Source organism: Wolbachia endosymbiont (group A) of Cydia splendana (assembly GCF_947179475.1).
Classification (GTDB): Bacteria; Pseudomonadota; Alphaproteobacteria; order Rickettsiales; family Anaplasmataceae; genus Wolbachia; species Wolbachia pipientis.
Window position 1 is genome coordinate 264,220 of record NZ_CAMXBP010000001.1, and the last position, 21,538, is coordinate 285,757.

Below are 21,538 nucleotides of genomic sequence, written 5' to 3' on the forward strand. Positions count from 1 at the left end.
TTTTGTGCCAAATCAAGAGAAACCACAAGGTTTTGAATTAATAGAGTTGTTGATTCGAGAAGCAGGTTCAAATGCAGGAGCTAGCCCAAGTACTTCAACTCAACAAGGAAGTGATTTTGAATCTTTCAAAGCAAGGTTTCAGTCATATATCGATCAAATTCCATCATATTTACATTCAGTAGGTAAAGAAGGGTTTTTTCCGCATTTCTTTTTAGGAAGCTTTTCTACTTTGATAGATACAGAGATTGCGAAAAAGCTAGATATTGAAAAAATATATTTTAGTTTTGATGGTTCGAAAACTCTGAAAGTGGCTGTTATAAGAAAAGGTGGTATTACAAATCAGAAAAGCGCGATTGAGAAGGTAAATCTTTTTGTGATTTCAGAGTGTGGTAAGAATGATAGTAAGAGTAAAAAATTTACCTATGGTGAGCTAGAAGAGATACTGGGTCAATCAAATTTACCTGCACAGAATGAACATGTGAGAAGTGCTAAAGATGATCTTAAAGTTAAATTAGTAAAAATTGTTAAAGCCACAGGGGAAATATCTGTTGAAGTAAAAGATGACAAGTTGGATAAGAATACTTCTGCAACACATGAGTTTAAGGAAATAAAAAAGGGGTTATGGAATAATCCAGAAAGTGATATAGCTAAGCTGACTAATCCTGATGTGGAAAAAGTGAAAAAGCCTGTTGAAAATATTCTAAAAAAAGTTAGTAAAATTCACTCTGAATATAAGAATTCACTTGCCTATGCTCAAGGAACAAGAGAAGCAGCACATCATGGGTTTGTAGCGGGTGCTTTAGTGAATTTCCGCTACAGACACAATCTTAGGGTTTATCTAGAGCAGTTTGCAGGAAGAGGTTACGCTGATATTGTTCTAGTGCATCGTGGTAAGGATAGGTCATTGAATGCCGTTCCTATTATTATAGAGATGAAGGCTGCTACTAAAGCAGAGTTAAAAGAAGGTAAAATAGGAGAAAAGAGTAGAACTACACCAACTGCTGCTTTAAAGCAAGCTGAGGATTATACAAAAGGTTTTCAACCGAATGTAATGAGAGTTTTAACTACTGCAAATGATATTCTGTGTGTTGGTGTAAATCTTGACCATCCATCTCCTATTTCAGATATTTTGGATAAGTCACGCAATCAAAAAATAATTCCTCTTTTTAACCAAATATTGATATCTATTGATGGACGAAATAATGGTGAGATTACACAAGAACAATTAGAAACACGAATTCAAGAAAATATAGAGCGTATCTATCATACATTTCCTGGTACGGGAGAGAAGGGAGATAATCATTATTTCAGTAGGTTTTTATTAGGCCAATCATTACTGTTAAAAGAAGTTAAAGCTTTGGAAAGCGATTTCGAAAAGCATGTTTTTATTTATGGTGAAAATATACCTACCGAAACTCGTTCTGAAGGTAGTGGAAGGGGTGTTCCTCAACGTCAAGCAGCTAAGGAAGCCGGTAAAAAATTAGCTGAGTCGAACAAGCTTGATGAAAGCCATGCAGTTGTAACAATGGTATTTGTTCCGGAAAATGATGAGAGATTAGTTTATGTAATGAATATTGTTGAATCAGATGGAAGAGCTGAAATATTAAAAAAAGGCATTCCTCTTAATAAACTTGAACAAAAGATAGGAAATAGAAAGGTAGTAGAATTAAATCTTAATTTTAATATAAAAGAACAAAAATCAGATTTTAAAAAATATTTTAGTGTTGAAGTTAATGAGCCTATTTCTCTAGGAGAGTATAATGGTAAAAAATCTGATAAGTTTAAAGGTGATTTTAAGAATGTTCCTTACCCTAAGGATTTTAAGAAAACATTTGATGAAGTACTAGTATCTCAGCTTGCTTCTTTACAAGATCAATCTTCATCAATAGGTAAGTACAAGAAGTTATTTGGCAAAGTAGGCGAGGCAATATTACCTTTTAAAGATTTAATAAAAAAAGAAGCACATACTCAAGCTGTGTTTCATGGAGCATTTAGCCACTATAGTGATATAAATCTAGGAGGATCACAAGAAAACAGGGCGTTAGTATTAACAGAGTTTCAAACTGGAAGGGGAAAACGTATTGATATGCTAGTTCATGGTATTAAGTTCGCAGGTGATGATAGCAATGCTAAGGAATATACTCCTGTAGGGTTAGAGCTTAAAGGACCAAGGGAAGGCAAGACAGCTGATGCGTTAAAAGATGAGGCAAATAGACAAATCGCTGATGAGTATACGAAGGGTGTTACTTATAAAACGCTTACAGATGGGAATGAAGTGGATTTTATGGGTGTTGTATTCGATAAAGGAGCAAATAGTGCAAATTCTCTTATTCTGGGAAGCAAAGATGAGTTCACTCCTGTTATAGTAGTGCACAGTTCTGTACATGTGATTCCTACTGATCAAGTAGCACAATCTATTGATATATCTAAGGGAGAACATTTAAGAGGAGGACAAGAAGTAATCCAGAAGTTGAAAAATCTTGGTATACAAGAGGAGAATCTACGTACATTAGAATCTGCAACAGCAGAAAAAGATTATCATTATTGGCTTCAACAACATGATATAGCTGATATTGCAAGAATAAAATACGATTATGGAATTGACACATTGTTTGAAATAGTGGGATCACCAGAACATATAGTTAACCAATTGCAACAGTTTCAGAATAGCGTAAGAGGTGGTGAAAAAAGGCCATTAACTTTAATTGTTAATTTGAATAATAATCACTGGGTTACGTTAGTCATTTCCCATCAAAATGGGCAATATAATGGATATTATGTAGACTCATTGGGTAGTAATGTTCCAGATAATATTCGTCAAGTTTTACAGAAGGTTCAAATTACTGTTCATGATGTTTCTGTTATTCAACAAAGAGATGGTTATAATTGCGGCTTATGGGCGTTAGAAAACGCTAGAGATATTAATACCGTGTTGCAAGGAAATAGATTAAGTAATATTCCTGATGAAATACGTAACCATTTGCGAATTCAAAGAAGAGAAAATAATTTTATACGTATGAGAGAAGATATTTCAAACATATTAAGTATAGATCCACAACGTATAGCTAACTTAGAGGCTGTACTTGCTGGGACACAAGCACCTAGAAAGAAATTTGACCTGAATAATTGTGTAAAACAAGGTAGTAGAAAAAGAAGAAGTATTAATCCTTGTTTATTTTCATTGGATGATGTAAAAAAGTTTATTAAGGGAAGGGTAGATGAAAATAATATAGATAAGATTATAATTGATAGTGAAAAGTTCCTAACTTATGTCAAAAGTAGTCAAGGTGAAAAGAAAAATGCTCAGCTAGTAGAGTTTGTTGGAGACAAAAATATCGAAGGTAATCATAAGTACTTATTTGATAAGGTAGTTGAAGATCAAGGGTACGGACGTTATATTGAAAATGAACGTATTAAGAATTTGCACGGTGACATTTCACAGCAAAATAGTGGTTTAATAAAAAGCCCGAAATTAAAAAGCAGATTAATGAATGCTGCAGGTGGGATACAATTAATAAGAGGAATCCATGGTGCCATTGTGTCTTGTAAGGATGGAACAGCAACAGATTGTGGATTAAATTTAGGTGGGATAGGATGGTCTTTTGCGTCTCAACCAATTGAGAATGTAATGGTTAAAATTACTCCAAAAGTTGTAGCATCAGCTGAAAAGGTTGCAGGAAAAATTGTATCAGGCACTCTGGGTAAACAGACAAAATTTGCTATTCGGATTGCAGGTGTAAAGTTTGGAAGTACAATAGCAAAAGGTACGGCAGGAGCTATAGCTGGTGTTTTTGATATTGTTGATATAGGTATGTAAGCAAGTAATCTTGTTGATTGTAAAAAAAGAGAGGATAGTGATAATCCATGTGGAGAAAAGGAAATAAGAGATAATATAGCATCTATATCTTTTTCTGGTGTGTCATTTGTTTCTGGTGTTGCTCTTACAGCAGCAAGTATGCCGGTAGTTGGTATTGCAGTTGGGTTTGGGCTCATGGTAGGTTATGGAATTTATAGTGGTGTTAGCAATATCGTGGAGTACGAGAAAAAGTATGATACAACCCATGATGAAAATTGGCGTATTTTTTGGCATACATTTGTTTTTCAACCTGTACCACAAGATGTACAACATCTTGCAGCAAGAAAGGAAATGGTTAATAGTCTAGCTAAAGGAGCTTGGAAAGCTTTAAATAATGACCCTAGTAATGTTGTTGCTTATGGTATTGGTCTTGGAAAAATAAACGGTAATACTCTTCGTCCAGATTATGCAACGATTATGATGAATAGGAAAAATGCCAATACACAAGATCTTTCGCGTGTTATACCTGATTATATTGAAGGTGCTAGCATGATTTGTTTGCCACACAGTACTAGTCAAGATTACGAAAAGGGTATTAAAAGCTCAGTTCCATCGGCTAAGTACTATTGTGATAATGCAATGGTTATTAGCCATGATAAGAGAGTAAATATGATGCAAAAGGACAAAACAATTATTTATGATTTAAGCAATGTGGACAGAGGTACCGTCGTTGGAAGTAACGAGTGGAACAATAATTTTCTAATTGGCTCAGGTACAGCAAACATAACTGGTGGTAGTAATAAGGTAGTAAATAGGTTTGTTGTAAATAACGTTGACTTCTCAGGTAAAATTATTGGTGAAAGTAACTCTGTTAATATACTTGATTTGAGCCAATTGAAAGATACAGTTATAGGAGTGAATGTTAACTATCGTTTTAAGCCTAGTGCCTCTGGGTCATTAAAGGCAAGAGTAAATGGTCGTTGGCTAATCAATGATCAAATTGATAATAATGGCATCTTTAATTACTACTATGTTGGAAGAAAGAACAAGGTGGATGAGATTTCGTGCATGGGTTACTCTGAACACTTTACAGGAATCGATGATCGTGACGTTATCATAGATAGTAGTGGTGGTTCTAATAAAAATGAGAAAGATGTAGTTGAAAATTGTAAAAAAGTAATTATTTCGCCGTATACTACAGTTAAGGGTGGAAAGAGCAATTATACTTTTTACGTAAAAGCTGCAGACTACAAAGGTAAGGGTTTATATTCAGAAATTGATGTAGATGGAACAGGAACTGTAATTTTTCCGGAAATTGATTTATTAGGTGATTGTGATCAAATAACTTACTCTACAAATAGTAATACTTTATCTTTAAAAATAAATTTTAGTCAAAACAATCAATTTACTCTTGATGTAAAAAATTATGTCGAGCAAAGCAGTAATAAACCTCACTTTGCACTAATAGACAAAAATGGTAGTAATATTGTTCCTAAGATTGAAAGATCAGACTCATCAACTATAAAAATTACTTCATTTGAATTACATTCAGAACATTCCTTAGATAATTTTGACGATGTTGCAAGTTATTATAAGAAAATTCTAAACAATAACAAGGATTACAAAGTCTTTAGTGTTATCAGAGATAGAGTACAGAATCAGGGTAATAGTGCAGTTCTACATATGGTTTTTGGTTCTCTGGAAGATGATGTAATAAACTTCGATCAAGGAACTATGTTTGCTAGGGGAGGAGGAGGAAGTGATGTGTATTTTATTAGCAATGATATAAATAGTAGAGAAGTTAAAATTGATAATAACTCAAGTGATAAAAAACTAGATACACTATTTATGTCGGCAGTTGAGAAAGATTTTTCAATCCAGCAATGTGATCTGTATTTAAAATACAATAATAGTAACATTCGAGTGAAAAATTACTTTCAAGATCCTAATTATAGGCATCTTATAGTTATGAACAAAAAAGGAGAAACTTTTATCCCCAATATACAATCAATGTTTTGTTCTCCCTCTTCTTCGGGAAAGGGTAAATTAGTTCCTTTTTTCCACTCTACACAAGCTCAAAACATGTTTGTGTTACCTAAAGATTTTCAAGATGATCATGTAGTGATAGATTCCCGTCTTGAAGATATTGAAAAATATAAAGATAAAGATGACCTCTTATTAATAAGAGAAAGTGAAATTCCTTTTATTATTAGAATAGAAGGGTTTTATACTAACCGAAATAAATGGAAAAATATTTCTTATTCTTTATGGAATAATAATGACCTTTTCCTATCTTCTGGCTTATTAGAAAATGTTGATAATGTAGTGGAGTATAAGGATAAACTTAGAGGTGATTATGAAAGAATTGTAAAAGAATATATTGAAGACTTTAGTGATTCTACTAGTATCATTCAGCACAATCAAAAATTAGAAAAAAATATCTCTATTTCTGTAGGACAAGATGAGGAACGAATAGGAGTAATGGTACTAAAAAATATTACTCCGGATCAGGTTGAAGTTTCTAGTAGTGGTACAGATCTGATATTTCGTGATAAGAAGTCTAATCATACGATCAACATGAACAATTGGAATAATTCTGAATCTTATAGAATTTCTACGTTGGAGTTTGATCTAGGTTTAGAACCAATAACGCTCCGTAGATTAGATAGGTTTAGTTTATCTGAGGTAAGAAAAATACAAGCTTTAATTGATAAAGCTTCAGAAAATTACCAAAATAGAAGTAAATATACTCCTAAAGTAGAAAATGACTTTAAATGTTTAATATCAGTTGACGATTTTGAAAGAGAAAATAGAGACCCAGCACATCAATGTCTTGGTTTTCCTTCACTGCAAGACCGGGTTAGCTTTACAGAAAGTTCCTGTAATTTAGAACAAATTGAGGAATTAAAAAATAAAACGCCAAGTAGTAATCAGATTTTAACATTGCTTGAAAAGTTAGAAAATGATCTTTTGCTGAATGGTTATGATTCAGACATAATAGATCAGTGCAATAAGCGGATGATAACTTCAGGATTGGGGGTATTAAAACCATTGGTAAGCACAGCAGTTTATGAAGGTAAAGAGGATGAAGTTAAAGTTCTTCTTGATAAAGCTGCTAAAAAAAGTACTGCTGATGTTGAACATAAAAATCAGTGTTCACAGAACTGGACAGCTTTGAATTATGCTGTTTACAACGGTAATGTGAAATTAAGCAAAAGTGTATTTAAATCATTTTTAGAGAAGAAAGGTGACATTAATGCCTTAACTAGTTGCAACGATGATAATTGGGCACTTTTACACTATGCTGTTCATTACAGCAACTTTGATATGGTTAGTTTTCTTGTAGATAAAGGTGCTAACATTGAAATTAGAAGTAAGGAGGGTCAGACACCCCTGCATTTGGCTGTTGAAGAAGCCAAGCAAAATATAATTAATCTTCTTCTTGATAGAGGTGCTGATATCGAGGCTAAAAACAACGATGGTAGAACACCTCTGTACTTAGCTGCTTACAATAATGACTCAGGTGTAATTGAACTTCTTTGTAACAGGATCAAGACTAAAAGTAATGACGCATCTAAAATGATAAAACAGGTTGGATTTTTAAAGAAGGAAGTTGTTAACCAAGCAAATATTCCATCTAATGCAAAAAGATTGGTAGAGTCTTGTATAAGTAGTTTAAGAGATTCAATAAAAAGTGCAGCCAAAAAGGTGCTAAAGGAGGGTATACTGCATAGTCGTAGTGCTTCGACTATTGAACTCATAGATAAGGTTTATAATTTCGATGAAAGGTTGTTTAATGAAGCAATTAAGGAAGCTGTAAATGACACATACGCGGGTGTAGGTATAGAAGGAATATTAAGGTTTATACGCAGTCACCATTATATTGGTCAGTTTATTCCAGGTTATATAGCTGCGTTTGACAAAATACCAAAGAATGATGGTGCAATGTTCAAATTAGCTTACTCTATTAGAGAGACCATGACAACGCCTAGCGTCAATTCAGAAGAGAAATCTGATCTTGAAAAGCTAAAAAACAAATTACCAGAATCAGTGAGAAATGCAGTATTTTCTTCAGAGATATGTATTAAAAATGTTGAGTATGGAAGGTACTTGTACTCACCTAATAATGATTGCATGTACCACTTAAACAAGTGTGACAGGGATAGGCGGTATGTGTTCACTTGGCCTTCAAATGGAAATAGTGATCAATTTAAGTGGAAGGTTGAGCTCAATGGCGATAATGTGTATTTAAAGAATGTTGAGTATGGAAGGTATTTGTATTCGCCTAATGATGATTGTACATACCACTTAAACGATTGTGACAGGGGTAGGCGGTATGCGTTTACCTGGCCTTCAAATAGCAATAGTGATAAATTTAAGTGGAAGGTTGAGCCTAATGGTGATAATGTGTATCTCAAGAATGTTGAGTATGGAAGGTACTTATATTCACCTAATAGTGCTTCTACTTTCCAAGTTGACAATAACAGGCGGTATGTGTTTACCTGGCCTTCAAATGAAGAGGGTGGTCAATTTAAGTGGAAAATTGAAAATTGTGGATCTACTCGCAAGAGACGTAGCATACGAGAATTAAATGGTTATAATCAAACTGCAGTGGACTATCAGTTAATATTAACTGAAGAAAATAGTCAGCAAATAGCAAGTAGAATATCTGCTATAGTGGAAGATGTTGAAAGGCATACCTTTTTAAATCAGTCAAAAAATAAGTTATATTTAGATAGTTATTTAAATAATAGAGGGAGAAGCAATGCTGCGGATTCTATGAGGAGAGATGTATGTAATGAACTCAATGCAAGTGAGAGAAGAAATATTGTTCTAAGCGGAAACGATGTATGTGCAATTACTTCAGGTTATGAAACACTTGATATTGAAAACTTCCCTATTCAAGAAGTAGTGATTAATGATGATGTCAATGGAAAGAAAAGTTTAAGAAGTACATTAGACCTACATCAGTTGGTGCAGCAGATAAATAGGGATTTGAGTATAAAACCGATACCAACAGTTATTAAAGGCAAAAGTGATTTATTAATTAAGTTATCTATATCAGCTACCGGCTTGCAGCAAAATGTAATAACAGTCAAGCTGAAAGATGCACTTATAAATAAGTGGTGTAAAAAATTACAAATTATTTTTGATAATGCCCCTGTGGAAATAGATGATAAATTAGATTTAAAGTCTTCATTCTTTATTTCTGATGAGAAAATTATTGTAGTAACACCTCAAGACGTGGAAGAAAAGAATAAACTAATCATATCTAAAAAAGCAGGGCAGTATACCTATCTTCATGATAAATATGATTTGATAGTTACCAATGCCTTTAATGCTGATATAGAGGCAAGTGAGTTGTGTATTATACGTTTTAAAGATTTCTATAAAGAACCTAAAATGGAAACATTATCTATAAAATTTGCTGACAAAGAAATATTATTAAGTAACGAAATAGATAAAATACGTAATTCAGATAGTATTGATGAATTAAATAATGTGAGTTCTATTATTAATTCACAAAAGAATTCTATACCTTTAGAGGCTCCAAACAGTGGAGACATAAATGCTCAAGGTAAACTTGGTAGGACATCTTTGCATCTTGCTTCTGGAGCTGGTGAATGGGATAAGGCCAAACTTCTTCTTGACAGAGGTGCTAATACCGAAGTTCAAGACGAGTTTGGTTACACACCAATATTTCTTGCTACTCAGTCAGGTAAATGTAGTATAGTAAAACTACTCCTTGATAGAGGTGCTAATATTGATGCTCAAGATAAGGAAAGTAAAACACTTTTACACTTTGCTGCATCAGGAAATAATTTGGATATGGTTCAATTCCTTCTTGACAGAGGTGCAAGTATCGAAGTTCAAGACGGGCGTGATTGGACACCGATACTTTATGCTGCTCAGTCAAGTAAATGGAATGTGGTAAAACTTCTTGTTAGTAACGGTGCTAAATTTAATAATGAAATAACATATCAGGGAACACCTTTACATTTTGCTGTTCAAGAGGGTAATTTAGATATGGTCAGATTTCTTCTTGATGAAGGTGCTGACATTGAATCTCAAGACAAAGATAATAAAAAGCCTTTGCATCTTGCAGTTGAAGCAGGAAGGTTGAACGTAGTAAAACTCCTTCTTGATAGAGGTGCTAGTGTTAATGCTAAAGATAAGAATAACAAAACGCCTTTAGAATTGGCTGCTAAAGGAAATATGATAGAAATTTTGAAGAAGGCAGAGTTGGATCAAGGGTTATTAATTAATGCAAGGGGTGGTAATCTTGATAAAGTAAAAGATCTTATCGCTCAAGGTGCCAATTTAGAGACTAAAGATAATACTGCTCTACATAATGCTTGTAGTAATGGTCGCTTGAAAGTAGTGGAATATCTTATCGAAAAGGGAGCTAGTTTAAAGGCTAAAAACAAAGATGGAAAAACACCTTTAGAGTTGGCTGAGCAAAAGGGTTACACAGATATAGTAGAAATTTTAAAACAAACACAATTAAATCTGGACAAGGAGTTATTGATTGCTGTAGAAAAAGAAGATCTTGGCAAAGTTAAAGACAATCTCAGACGAGGTGCTAATGTTAATGCTCAAAGTAGGCTGGGTTGGGCCTCTGTGTTCTGGGCAATTCAAAAGAATAATTCAAATATAGTTAAACTTCTCGTAAATAATGGTGCTGATATTAATGCCAAAGATAATGAAAGTTGGATGCCTCTTCATTGGGCTGTTCAATTGGGTTCATTAGATGTAGTTAAGTATCTTGTTGAGAGAGGTGCTAATGTTAATGCTTTAACTGCCGACGGTAGAACACCTTTAGACTTAGCTGCTCAAAAGAATCGCGTAAATGTAATAGAATTTTTGAAAAAAGCACAGTTAGATTTGGATAAAGAATTATTGACTGCAGTGCAAGATGGAGATCTCAATAAAGTTGAAGGCCTTGCAAATCAAGGTGCTGGATTGAATACTAAAGGTAGTAATGATTGGACACTTTTACACTTTGCTGTTTTTAGCAACAAGTTCGACATAGTTAAGTTTCTTCTTGATAAGAACGCTAATATTAAAGCTAAAGATGTGTATGGTAATACACCTTTACATGTGGCTGTTCAGTATGATAGTAAGCTTGAAATAGTTGAATTTCTTTTAGATAGAAATGCTAGTGGCATTAATGATGTAAATAATAACGGTTCAACACCTTTACATTTAGCTATACAAGGAAATAAACCAAGTACAGTCAAACTTCTTCTCAATAAAGGTGCTAATATTAACGCTAAAGACAAGGATGGTAAAACACCTTTGGATTTGGCTGTGCAAGAAGGTTATACAGATATAATACAAATAATAGAACAAGTACAGTCAGATTTAGATAAAGAATTGCTGACTGCAGTACAAAATGGCGATCTCAATAAAGTGAAGAGTCTTATTAGTCGAAATGCTAATGTTAATACTAGAGATAAGTACAGCTGGACACCACTACATTGGGCTGCATACAAAGGTCATTTAGAAGTTGCAGAGTTTTTGGTAAAGAAAGGCGCTGATATTAATGCTGCAGATAAAGGCCCTTATGGTAAAAAGTCTATACATGTTGCTGCTGAGAATAATAGTAAAGATATCATAGAGTTTTTTCTTAGCAAGGGAGTAAGTATTAATGATACTGATAAACAAGGTTACACACCACTGCACTATGCTGCATGGAGAGGACGTTTAGAGGTTGCAAAGTTTTTGATAGAAGAATACGCTAATTCAATATTTAAATACAATAATGGTAGCACTCTTCCATGTAATGCTTCTTTAGGTAATCATTTAGATATAATTAAATGTTCTATGGGTGAGAAAAATATTTTAGAAATCAGAGATAATAGTGGCAGAGTTCCCCTGCACTGTGCTGCTTCCAACGGTAAATTAGATATAGTAAAATATTTTATAGATGAAGAGAAAGTCGATGTTAATGTTAAAGATAACAATGATGATACCCCTCTGCACCTTGCTACTGGTTATTTGGATGTAGTAAAGTACCTTATAAGTAAGGGAGCCAATATTAATGCTAAGTGCAAGGCTGGTAAAACACCGCTAGATATTGCTGCCTATCAAAAACTTAGTGATGTTGTAGAATATTTGAAGCAAACGCAATTAGACTTAGATAAAAAATTGTTGATCGCAGCAAAAGGTGGTGATCTTAATAAGGCTATAGATCTGATAAGCAAGGGAGCTAATGTTAATGTTAAAGATAACAATGATGATACCCCTCTGCACCTTGCTGTTGGTTATTTAGATGTAGTAAAATACCTTATAAGTAAGGGAGCCAACATTAATGCTAAGTGCAAGGCTGGTGCAACACCGCTAGATATTGCTGCCTATCAAAAACTTAGTGATGTTGTAGAGTATTTGAAACAAACACAATTAGATTTAGATAAAAAATTGTTGATCGCAGTAAAAAGTGGTGGTCTTAATAAAATTATAGATCTTTTTAATCGAGGTGCCAATATTAATGCTGAGAATGAATATGGCAAAAATCCTATACATATTGCTGCTGAAAGCGATTACAAGAATATTATAGAATTTCTTCTTAGCAAAGAGGGAGTAGGTGTTAATGATACTGATGAGCAAGGTCATACACCACTGCACTGGGCTTCTTGGAGTGGTCATTTAGGTATGTTGGAGTACCTAATAGGTAAGGGGGCCAACATTAATGCTAAGTGCAAGGCTGGTAAAACAACGCTAGATATTGCTAGAGATAAAGGATATAATAATATTGTGGAATACTTAGAGGGAAAACTCAAGGAAGAAAGAGAAAAACCTGCACAACGTAAACGCCGTCATCACCATGGAGATCATGATCATCATCGTAGTCACTTATCACGTAATCTTCTTGCTATAGATTCAAGTGGTCAACCTGAAATAGCAGCAAGTAGTAGCACAAGACCACCTTCATGGATAAATGATTTGTTTAGTTGGGTGAAAAGTTCTGTAGGTGGGTTTAGAGCTGCTTTACCTGAGGAAACATTAAGTACTACAAGTTCAATCTCACAAGTTGATGCACCAATAGATGTAAATGGTACAATAATGTTGCTTGACTTATTAATTAGAAAGGTTACAGGTCAGAAGTACATTTTTACAGTAGACCAGTCTATATCTCCACTAGAAGCACAGGGCTATGCATTGAACATTAAAAAGGGATTTAGGAAAGTAGTAGAACAAGCTGCAAGGGATAGCAAAATATCAATACATCGATTAGATATTGACTTTATAAAAGTACAAGAAGAAATTACTAGAAAAGTCATGGATGGTAAATTTAATGAGATTTCAGGGATTTTAAACTCACATCTAGAGAAAGCATGTCCTGGTAGGGAAGCAGGGTGCCCTGGTAAATTAAGTCCGAAGAAATTTGAAAAGTTTATAGCTCAATTTAATAAGGGTCTGCTAAATCAATCAATAGAGCAGATATTACACAACAGAGATAGTACATTAGAAGTTGATGGTACAAAAAAACAGCAGATGAGTTTAGAGCCTCAAAGTTATTTAAGTAATGCTTCAGTTCACAGCCATTCAGAAGTATCAACTTGTCTTTCTGAGATAGGAGTAACCAAACTTGGAGGTAATCTCAATAGGTAAGTTATAATATAAGGGGTGGAGCTATAATATGCCAAGTAGTGGAAAATTTAAAGTGAGGGTAGCCAAAATAATTAGGGAAACCAGTAGCAAGTTTGATGATCCTAATACTAAAATGGATGAAGTAGACATTAAATGCTAAATGTTTGATGTGTTTTCCATATTGAGCTTACAGCACGTAGCTTTGATGTAGAAGTTTGGGTAACGTTATGATAGTAATTTATATAATTCTGTGTGCTATCTTTATAGCTGTTTTAGACAGTTCATTAGACTCTTAATTATGGGGTATGTTTAACTTAAGAAAGGTTTTCATAAATGTTGAAGTGAATAAGTAGGAATATTATGTTTTTTCTTTGAGTTGTGAAATTTCAGAATGAGAAAAACCTGTAGTTTGTGATATGATATCAGTAGAGACACCAGCTTTAAGTAGGTTTTTTGCCACAGCTATTTTAGCTTGTTTTTCTCCCTCTTCCCTACCTTTTTGATGGCCGATTTGGATGCCTTCTTGTCTACCTTCTTGTCTACCTTCTTGTCTACCTTCTTGTCTACCTTCTTGTTTAGCATCATCGAGTTTTTGAGCAAGGACAGCCTGTTCATCACGAATACGTTTGATCTCTTGTTCATAGGCAATAAATTCTTTTTCTGACCAGTTGAATCTATTTAGTTCTTCATAAGCTCTTTTAATTATTAGATCACTTCCTATTATTCTCTCTAGCTCTTCTTCACTAGTTTCGTCTGCATATCTAAAGAAGTAGATCCATTTCTCGACTATACTTGAAAGCTGATCTTCCTTGGTTTTTGTAAATTTAGGTAACTCAATAAATATAAAGTAAAAATCTTTTAGATCATGTTCATTAGTATCTTCATCACGAATAGTATGCTTTGATTTGTACTCAGACTTATCAGGAAATAAAATACAATCTGCTATAGCAATAAAGATAATTTCCTTAAGGTCATGATATTGATCACCCTTACTAGCTTGTCTTGAGTAAGCTTTAGCTGCGTAATATTGGGCACGTTTTTCAAAGCCCTTAGTTTTAGCGACCTGCATTTCGACTATGACTTGCAGCCCATTTTCATCCCTACAAAGAACATCAACAATGCTTTGTTTTTTAGAAGCAATATCAGGGTCTTGAATAGTACTTAAGAACTCTATATCCTTTATTGTACTTTTGCCAGTGAAGCCAAGGATATCATTAAGGAAGTGAATAAGAATGTCCTTGTTTTTTTCAGTGCCAAAGATGCGCTTGAACGATATATCATTTTTTGGATCGAGAAACTTCGAAAGAGCCATGACGGGTTAACCTAGAAAACATTAATAATTATACACAATTTTGAAGAAATGTTCAACAATTTTGATTTATGTTAACTTGTATAATATCTATGACAAATATCTCGATAAGGTACAAAATAGCGCAAAAAGTAAGGAGCTGGAGGTTAAAGCGAGGTTATACTCAAAAAGATTTAGCGGGAAAAATTGGCGTAACGTATCAAATAGTACTACAATATGAAAAAGGAACACGTAAAATTTCGATTGAAAAATTGTATGCTATAGCAGAGATATTGTCGATTGGTATTGTAGACCTAATTCCTGTATCAAATGAAAAAATCTGTTTTGAAGATGAGGGAGAGAAAATATTAAATCTAGTAAGAAAATATAAAACGATTAATGATCAAGAGTTGCGCAAGGTGTTTTACTTGCTAACAAAATTTACCCGAGTTGGTGAGAAAAGTAGTAAAAAAGCAGAGAAAGTAAAAATTGCAAAGGGCCTGGTTAAAGCAGGGATTTCTGTTGATATTGTTTCACAAGTAATTGGCCTCTCTGCTGATGAATGTGTTGAAGAAAAAATAGGTTCTATATACTGCAAAATAGGAAAGAAGATAAAAGAATGGAGACTAGTGCGGGAATATACTCAGAAGGATTTAGCAAAGAAAATGAGTACAACACGTGATGAAATAAGCAACTATGAACAAGGAAGAACTGCTGTTCCACTGGGAAGATTATATGAGATAGCAAAGGCGTTATCGATTAATATCATGGACCTACTTGAACTAACAGAGGATGCAGATGATAAAGTGGTACCTAATTTAATTGAAGAATACAAAAAAATTGAAAGCCAAGAACTACGTCATGCACTAATGAAATCTCTGTTTGAAAGCATACAAATTTGCGAAGAGAAAGTGAAAAGAGCAGAAAAGATAAAGGATTTAGTGAAAGGAGGAATTTCTACCGATATTATTTTGCAAATAACAGGCCTCTCTTTAGGCGAAATTCAACAGATTTAAAATAAAAAATCAGTATATATTAATATCTTTACTCTTAGATGAAAAAATAAGTAAAAAAGATTGAGAAATTGATTTGACTTCACTCGAAAGCTATGGCTTTATGCCAATGCTGATAAAAAACAGCAGTAAATATCTAAAAAAAGTTTGTTGTTAGTGAAGGGTAAATTATATGAATAAAAGTAAAGAAGAAATCGAATTCAGAATATTAGAAAGCAAAGGCAAAGCACTACTTGATCGTGAAATAATGGAAACATTTTTAAGTGCAGTACATGAAAGGCCACAAGCTCAAGAAATTGCTAAAAATCTGGTGAATACTTATGCAGGAGTAGGAAGGATTTTAGGTCGAGAAATGGATGACCTGAAAGTCATAGAAGGAGTAACTGATTCTGCAGTAGCAATGATTATGTGCGTTAAGGAAACACTAGAAAGGGTACTGAGAGAAAAGCTCAAGGGAGAACCAATCATGGACTTACAAGGGCTAGTAGAATACTTGAACGTAAGTATAGGTCATGCAGAGAGGGAATGTGTAAAAATACTGTACTTGAATAAGAGGCGCCAACTAATTGGAGAAGAATCCTATATTGGTGAAATGGAAAAAGCACCGGTATACATAAAGGAGATTATAAAAAAAGCATTAATAAAAAATGCAACATTAATAATAATGTCACATAACCATCCTGGAGGAAGCTTAGAGCCGTCAGAAGAAGATCAAGAAGTAACGAAGAGCTTAGCAGCAGCATGTAGTACTGTAAGCGTAAAATTGTTTGACCATATTATCATCACAAGTGGAGGCTATTTCAGCTTTCGAGAAAACGGATTGTTATAGTAGAAAGTATTTGCAAATCTACTCACTATAATTTATAATGAGTAATAAAATGTATAATAATAAAGTTTATTGTACGCTTAAAAAGTATTTTTAATAGTGAGGATAATATGGGTAATAAAATAATTGTACCTTTTGATGATCAAGAAGGAGGTACTTACGAGTTAAACATTGATCTTGATAGATTATCGAAGGGTGAAATATCAAATTCTATTAGAGGTATTGGTCGTACTAGCCAGCAGCCTACCTTTGTGAGCAAAATTAATAAGGCTAAAAAGCTTGGAGAAGTGCCCTCCCCTGATAGAGACGTTCAAATCAACTACGGAAAAGGGCTCGACTACATATATGGTACAAAACCTTTAAATGATCAAGAAGATAAAAATCCATTTGCTTCAGCTTTGCAAAAAATAAAGCCAAGTATAAGCGAAAGCGAAAAGTTGAGCTGGTTTAAAAGTGAAGTGGTAGAGGCAAAAAACGTAAATGAATTGCACAAAACTATAGACCAAGTACTAGCCTCTGGAGCAAGAATAAATGCATATAACGATGGGGAATGGAGCATTGCAGAGTATGTAGTATTGGGTACACATTTTCATAAATTTGATAAGACTGATCGAAAAAAGATAATGCGTAAATTAATGCTAAGTGGTGCAGATTTTCATGATACTTTATTGCAGAATAAACTAATAGGTGAAATCTATAATGAGCTACAGCCAGAAGTTCAGCCACAGATAGATAAGCAACTAGAAGAGCTAGAGGAAGCTGGCGAAAATGCTGTGCAAGAAGGAGAATTAATAGATGTTGAGATAGATAATACAACATCGTATATAGAATTTTCTGGGAATAGTAAGGTAGAGGTAGCCAAAATACTGGAAGCAAACAGAAAGTTAGGAAGTAATATCTTAAAAATTGGTAATGATGCAGTTGAAGTTAAAAGTGAGAAGGGAGGTATAAGAAACTATACCGATATTTCAGATGGCAGCTCTATCATGTTAGAATTTCCTACAAGCATTGGTAAGCTAAATATTATATTGTACCACGATGTAAAAAAATATGATCAAGTACAAGTCAGAGTAGAAAACAAGGAAATGTGGGCTGAGTTACAAAAAAGAGGCGAAGAAATAGGAAAAAACTGCCTTTTTGGAGGAGTGAAACTTCAAGAAGCAGTAGAGAAAGGTAATTTCACTAGATGTGGCATATGGAGTGAAAAGTATGCTATAAAAGAGATTAGCAATGATGAAGTATTGTCTTCATGGGCAGACAAAGTACGTGAAAATAGTAAAGAAACTTGTAGGGCACTTTAATTTAAAGGTTCCAGAGTCTGGCTATTATATCTGGAGCCTTTGAGCTATAGTAGAAAATATTATATATGGTTCTTTGCGTGGAAAGAAGTCTAGACTATGAAGTAGGGCAAAAAGTAAAAAGTTGGAGGTTAGAGCGAGGGTATACTCAGAAGGATTTAGCTAAGAAAATTGGTGTAAAGTATTGGGTAATACTGCAATATGAGAAAGGGAATCGTAGAGTTCCAATTGAAAGGTTATATGCTATAGCTGAGGCACTATCAATCAGTATTACGGATCTCATTCCTGTATCAAATGAAAAAATCTGTTTTGAAGATAAGGGAGAGGAAATATTAGATCTAGTAAGAGAATATAAAAAGATTAATGATCAAGAGTTACGTAAGATATTTTGTTTACTAACCAAGTTTGTTCAAATTAGTGAGAAAAGTAGTAAAAAAGCAGAGAAAATAAAAATTGCAAAGGGTCTGGTTAAAGCAGGAGTTTCTGTTGATATTGTTTCACAAGCAATTGGTCTCTCTGCTGATGAATGTGTTGAAGAAAAAATAGGTTCTATCTACTACAAAATAGGGAAAAAGATAAAGGAATGGAGACTGGTAAGAGAGTGCACTCAAAAGGATTTAGCAGAGAAAATGACTACAACACGTGATGAAATAAGTAACTATGAGCAAGGAAGGGTTGCTGTTCCACTTGATAAATTATATGAAATGGCAGAGGCGTTATCGATTAATATCGTGGATCTACTTGAACCAGCAGAAGATGCAGATGAAAGAGTAGGAAATGAATTACCGAATTTAATTGAAGAATACAAAAAGATTGAAAATCAAGAACTACGTAATGCACTAATAAAATCTATGTTTGAGGGAATACGTATTTATGAGGAGAAAGTGAGAGAGATAGAAAGGATTAAAGTTGCAAAGGATCTAGTAAAAGGTGGAATTTCTATTGATATTATTTTGCAAGCGGTAGGTTTACCTGTTGATGTAGTTTTAGATGGATAGCTCGTAAAAAAATTACAGCAATAAAGTTTTTTTCTTAAATGGAGGATAAATGTTTGTTTCTGCAAGCAATGTTAGTTACGGAATAGGGCAAAGAATAGAAAATTGTAGGTTAATGCGAGGGCATACTCAAATAGGATTAGCAAGTCAAATAGGTTTAACATACCAAGAAGTAAACAGCTATGAAGATGGGTATATTCCTATTCCAATTGAAGTACTATATATAATAGCAAGAGTATTATCAGTTGACGTTGTAGATTTATTACCTGAACCAGTAATAGTAAGGGAAGACAGCTATGAAGACGAGGAAATACTCTATCTAACGAAAATATACGAGAATCAAAAGTTAGGCAAAATAGTACCTTCATTAATCAGGTTTGTTCATATTAGCGAGAAAATCAATCAAGAGGAGGCAAGATTAGAAGTAGCAAAAAATCTAGTTAAAGAAGGAGTTTCAGTTGACATAATTTCCCAAGCAACCGGCTTATCTATTTACGAGTATGATAATACAGAGAAAGAAGTCTGCACTGATTCTATATACTACAGAGTAGGGCAAAGAATAAGAGAATGGAGATTGATAAGGAGATACACTCAAAAAGATTTGGCGGATAAAGTTGGTTTAACACTCAAGGAAATACACGACTATGAAAGAGGGTATACTGCTATAACATTTGATAAATTATATGAAATATCAGATGCATTATCAGTGAATATTAAAGTTCTGCTACCTAAAACAAGAGAAAGCAAAAAGCTATTGAGTTTAATGGATGAGTACGGAGAACAAGAATCATTAGTCAAATCTCTATCTGAAGATATGAAAAGTGGCAAGGAAAAAGTTAAAAAAACAGAAAGGATCAAGGTTGCAAAAAATCTAGCAAAGGAAGGTGTTGCTATTGATATTATTGTGCGAGCAAGTGGCCTAACTGCCGATGAGTGTGAAAATTGAATTGTGTTTAAGATATAAGTAAAAATGGTTAATATATTATCTATTCTAAACCCTTATTTAGCTCTGCAGAATTTTTTTGGCATTTCTACGTATCAAGATAAAACATCACAGAATTTATCGACTACTTTTTGATTTTCCTCTATCATTGCATTTGCTTCTTGCTGAAGAGATTTGATATTTTTTGATGTAATATTATCCATGTCAGGTGATGCTATTTTTAATTGCGATTGTATACGTATATATTTATCAGCTATAACTTGATCAAGTTGGTAATTTACTGCATCTAAACTTGAGGCAAACATTACGTTCAACAGAGGTTTTATCCAACCTATCTTTCCAAATCTCCTTGAATTAGCTATGCTTCTATCTCTTCTTCCAGTACCTATTGATAACAGTAGAATATCATCATTTGGAAATAACCTCTTACCACTTGCATATGCACAAGCCGCTGGATTATTGGCAAACACCCCACCATCCACTAATACTCTTTTTATCTGGTTAATTTTGAGATGTTTTGGCATGAAATAAGTAGGTGCAGCCGTTGCAGCTCTGAGTGCATCTTTCAGCTTAATATTACCTTCTTTCCAGCTTTTAAAGAAAAATGGACGATTATTGTGAATATCATAACTTGTTATCAGTACCTTACTTAATGTGTTTTTTAGAATATCCTCTCCAAAATATTTATCCAGTACAGATTCAATATTTTTATGTGGGTATTGTGCGCAGTTAAACCAAGATAATATTGATCTCCTAAAAAATGAAGACTTAAAAATATATGCTCCGTACTCTTGGTAAAGCTCAACTAAATCATTGGCTGAATATTGGGGATTTCCTCGTTCATCTTTTCTACATAATCCCGCTACAACAATTCCACCGGTTGAAGTACCTGCTATAAGATCAAAGATTTCAGCTATAGTTCTTCTTGTTCTTTTCTCTATTTCTGCTAGTATAATGGCTGGTATGATGCCCCTTATGCCTCCACCTTCAACTGAAAGAATATATTTGGCCATGTTTAGATATTTATTGATTTTTTTGACTTGTTTGCTTTTATCAGGTTGTGTTTCTTGTCCAAGTACTACTGTATGTTTCACTCCTAGAGAAAATTGCACCAACCTAATAATTGATTCCGTGGGTCATGCTAAAAAATCCGTGTTGGTTCAGGCATACCAATTTACCTCAAAGCCTATTGCTGAATCCTTGGTTCAAGCTAAAAAGCGTGGAGTTGATATTAAGGTTATTCTAGATGAATCACAAACTAGTTCAAAACATAGTGTAATTAACGAATTATTTGAGCACAAAATCCCGATATGGATTGACTTTAAACCCGCTATTGCTCATAGCAAGGTAATTATTATTGATGAGCAAAAAATCATAACCGGATCATTTAACTTTTCAGATGCCGCTCAGCAAAGAAATGCTGAAAACCTACTGATCATAACAGGAGATTCTCCACTAGTTGAACAATACGTCAAAAATTGGAAAAATCGCCAATCGCAGTCTAAGCATTATACACCAGACTTTAAGTTATCTTTGAATTCATCTAATTCCTCAGAAAGATTTTTTACCCTTTCCTCAAGTACTAACACTTTTTCCATTAAACCATATTCAATGAGTTTATCGTGAAATTGTACCCTTGAGTCTAGCTTGGATAACCACCATATGATTGCTACGGTTTGGATTAATAACGTGATAATTACTGTAACTGGAACTTTTTGCTTTTTCATGTGAAAGTATTAATCTGTTATGGATAGTTTTGGAAGTTTATATAGAGATCATAGAAAA

General features: G+C 33.8%; 10 protein-coding genes and 1 pseudogene. 8 read left to right on the forward strand and 3 right to left on the reverse strand.

Features of this window, described 5'->3' with window-relative positions:
- Window positions 1–4: 4 nt before the first annotated feature.
- Window positions 5–3,817 carry a Ulp1 family isopeptidase gene (locus OM961_RS01255; RefSeq protein ID WP_264339192.1) on the forward strand — a complete coding sequence of 1,271 codons (3,813 nt, stop codon included), beginning with the start codon at window positions 5–7 and terminating at the stop codon, window positions 3,815–3,817.
- 99 nt (window positions 3,818–3,916) lie between these two features.
- Window positions 3,917–13,411, forward strand: a complete 9,495-nt coding sequence (locus tag OM961_RS01260) for an ankyrin repeat domain-containing protein (RefSeq protein WP_264339193.1) — start codon at window positions 3,917–3,919, stop codon at window positions 13,409–13,411.
- Between the two features lie 337 nt (window positions 13,412–13,748).
- On the opposite strand, the gene OM961_RS01265 is transcribed toward OM961_RS01260, so the two are convergent.
- The gene (locus OM961_RS01265; RefSeq protein ID WP_264339194.1) at window positions 13,749–14,702 is read right to left on the reverse strand and encodes an Rpn family recombination-promoting nuclease/putative transposase; all 954 of its coding nucleotides are present in this window, start codon (window positions 14,700–14,702) and stop codon (window positions 13,749–13,751) included.
- A gap of 89 nt (window positions 14,703–14,791) precedes the next feature.
- Here OM961_RS01265 and wmk (OM961_RS01270) point away from each other — a divergent pair, with 89 nt between their 5' ends.
- The 5 genes from wmk (OM961_RS01270) to wmk (OM961_RS01290) all read left to right on the forward strand — a co-directional run bounded on the left by wmk (OM961_RS01270) (window position 14,792) and on the right by wmk (OM961_RS01290) (window position 19,756).
- A complete protein-coding gene (gene wmk / locus OM961_RS01270) occupies window positions 14,792–15,694 on the forward strand; it encodes a WO male-killing family protein Wmk (protein WP_264339195.1) in 903 nt (300 codons plus the stop codon).
- 169 nt (window positions 15,695–15,863) lie between these two features.
- Window positions 15,864–16,520: a JAB domain-containing protein gene (locus OM961_RS01275; RefSeq protein ID WP_264339196.1), complete on the forward strand. Its 657-nt coding sequence runs from the start codon at window positions 15,864–15,866 to the stop codon at window positions 16,518–16,520.
- A gap of 107 nt (window positions 16,521–16,627) precedes the next feature.
- Window positions 16,628–17,818: a hypothetical protein gene (locus OM961_RS01280; RefSeq protein ID WP_264339197.1), complete on the forward strand. Its 1,191-nt coding sequence runs from the start codon at window positions 16,628–16,630 to the stop codon at window positions 17,816–17,818.
- Window positions 17,819–17,883: 65 nt separating this feature from the next.
- The gene (gene wmk / locus OM961_RS01285; RefSeq protein WP_264339198.1) at window positions 17,884–18,813 is read left to right on the forward strand and encodes a WO male-killing family protein Wmk; all 930 of its coding nucleotides are present in this window, start codon (window positions 17,884–17,886) and stop codon (window positions 18,811–18,813) included.
- 49 nt (window positions 18,814–18,862) lie between these two features.
- Complete coding sequence (wmk, locus tag OM961_RS01290) at window positions 18,863–19,756, forward strand: WO male-killing family protein Wmk (protein WP_264339199.1); 894 nt, start codon at window positions 18,863–18,865, stop codon at window positions 19,754–19,756.
- Window positions 19,757–19,848: 92 nt separating this feature from the next.
- Here the strand turns inward: wmk (OM961_RS01290) and OM961_RS01295 are convergent, their stop codons facing one another.
- On the reverse strand, window positions 19,849–20,766 hold the full coding sequence (locus OM961_RS01295; RefSeq protein WP_264339200.1) for a patatin-like phospholipase family protein: 918 nt from the start codon (window positions 20,764–20,766) through the stop codon (window positions 19,849–19,851).
- On the opposite strand from OM961_RS01295, the pseudogene OM961_RS01300 reads away from it, so the two are divergent.
- A pseudogene (locus OM961_RS01300) lies at window positions 20,765–21,271 on the forward strand (phospholipase D family nuclease); the annotation flags it as partial. The gene OM961_RS01295 and the pseudogene OM961_RS01300 overlap by 2 nt on opposite strands.
- Here OM961_RS01300 and OM961_RS01305 read toward each other — a convergent pair.
- Window positions 21,262–21,480, reverse strand: coding sequence for a hypothetical protein (locus tag OM961_RS01305; protein ID WP_264339201.1), 219 nt, complete (start codon window positions 21,478–21,480; stop codon window positions 21,262–21,264). The pseudogene OM961_RS01300 and the gene OM961_RS01305 sit on opposite strands and share 10 nt — an antisense overlap.
- Between the last annotated feature and the right edge of the window lie 58 nt (window positions 21,481–21,538).

Excerpts from the sequence above, each read along its gene's own strand:
- OM961_RS01265 (WP_264339194.1), bottom strand. The coding sequence starts at position 14,702 with ATGGCTCTTTCGAAGTTTCTCGATCCAAAAAATGATATATCGTTCAAG.
- wmk (WP_264339195.1), top strand. The coding sequence starts at position 14,792 with ATGACAAATATCTCGATAAGGTACAAAATAGCGCAAAAAGTAAGGAGC.
- OM961_RS01275 (WP_264339196.1), top strand. The coding sequence starts at position 15,864 with ATGAATAAAAGTAAAGAAGAAATCGAATTCAGAATATTAGAAAGCAAA.
- OM961_RS01280 (WP_264339197.1), top strand. The coding sequence starts at position 16,628 with ATGGGTAATAAAATAATTGTACCTTTTGATGATCAAGAAGGAGGTACT.
- wmk (WP_264339198.1), top strand. The coding sequence starts at position 17,884 with ATGGTTCTTTGCGTGGAAAGAAGTCTAGACTATGAAGTAGGGCAAAAA.
- wmk (WP_264339199.1), top strand. The coding sequence starts at position 18,863 with ATGTTTGTTTCTGCAAGCAATGTTAGTTACGGAATAGGGCAAAGAATA.
- OM961_RS01295 (WP_264339200.1), bottom strand. The coding sequence starts at position 20,766 with ATGGCCAAATATATTCTTTCAGTTGAAGGTGGAGGCATAAGGGGCATC.
- OM961_RS01305 (WP_264339201.1), bottom strand. The coding sequence starts at position 21,480 with ATGAAAAAGCAAAAAGTTCCAGTTACAGTAATTATCACGTTATTAATC.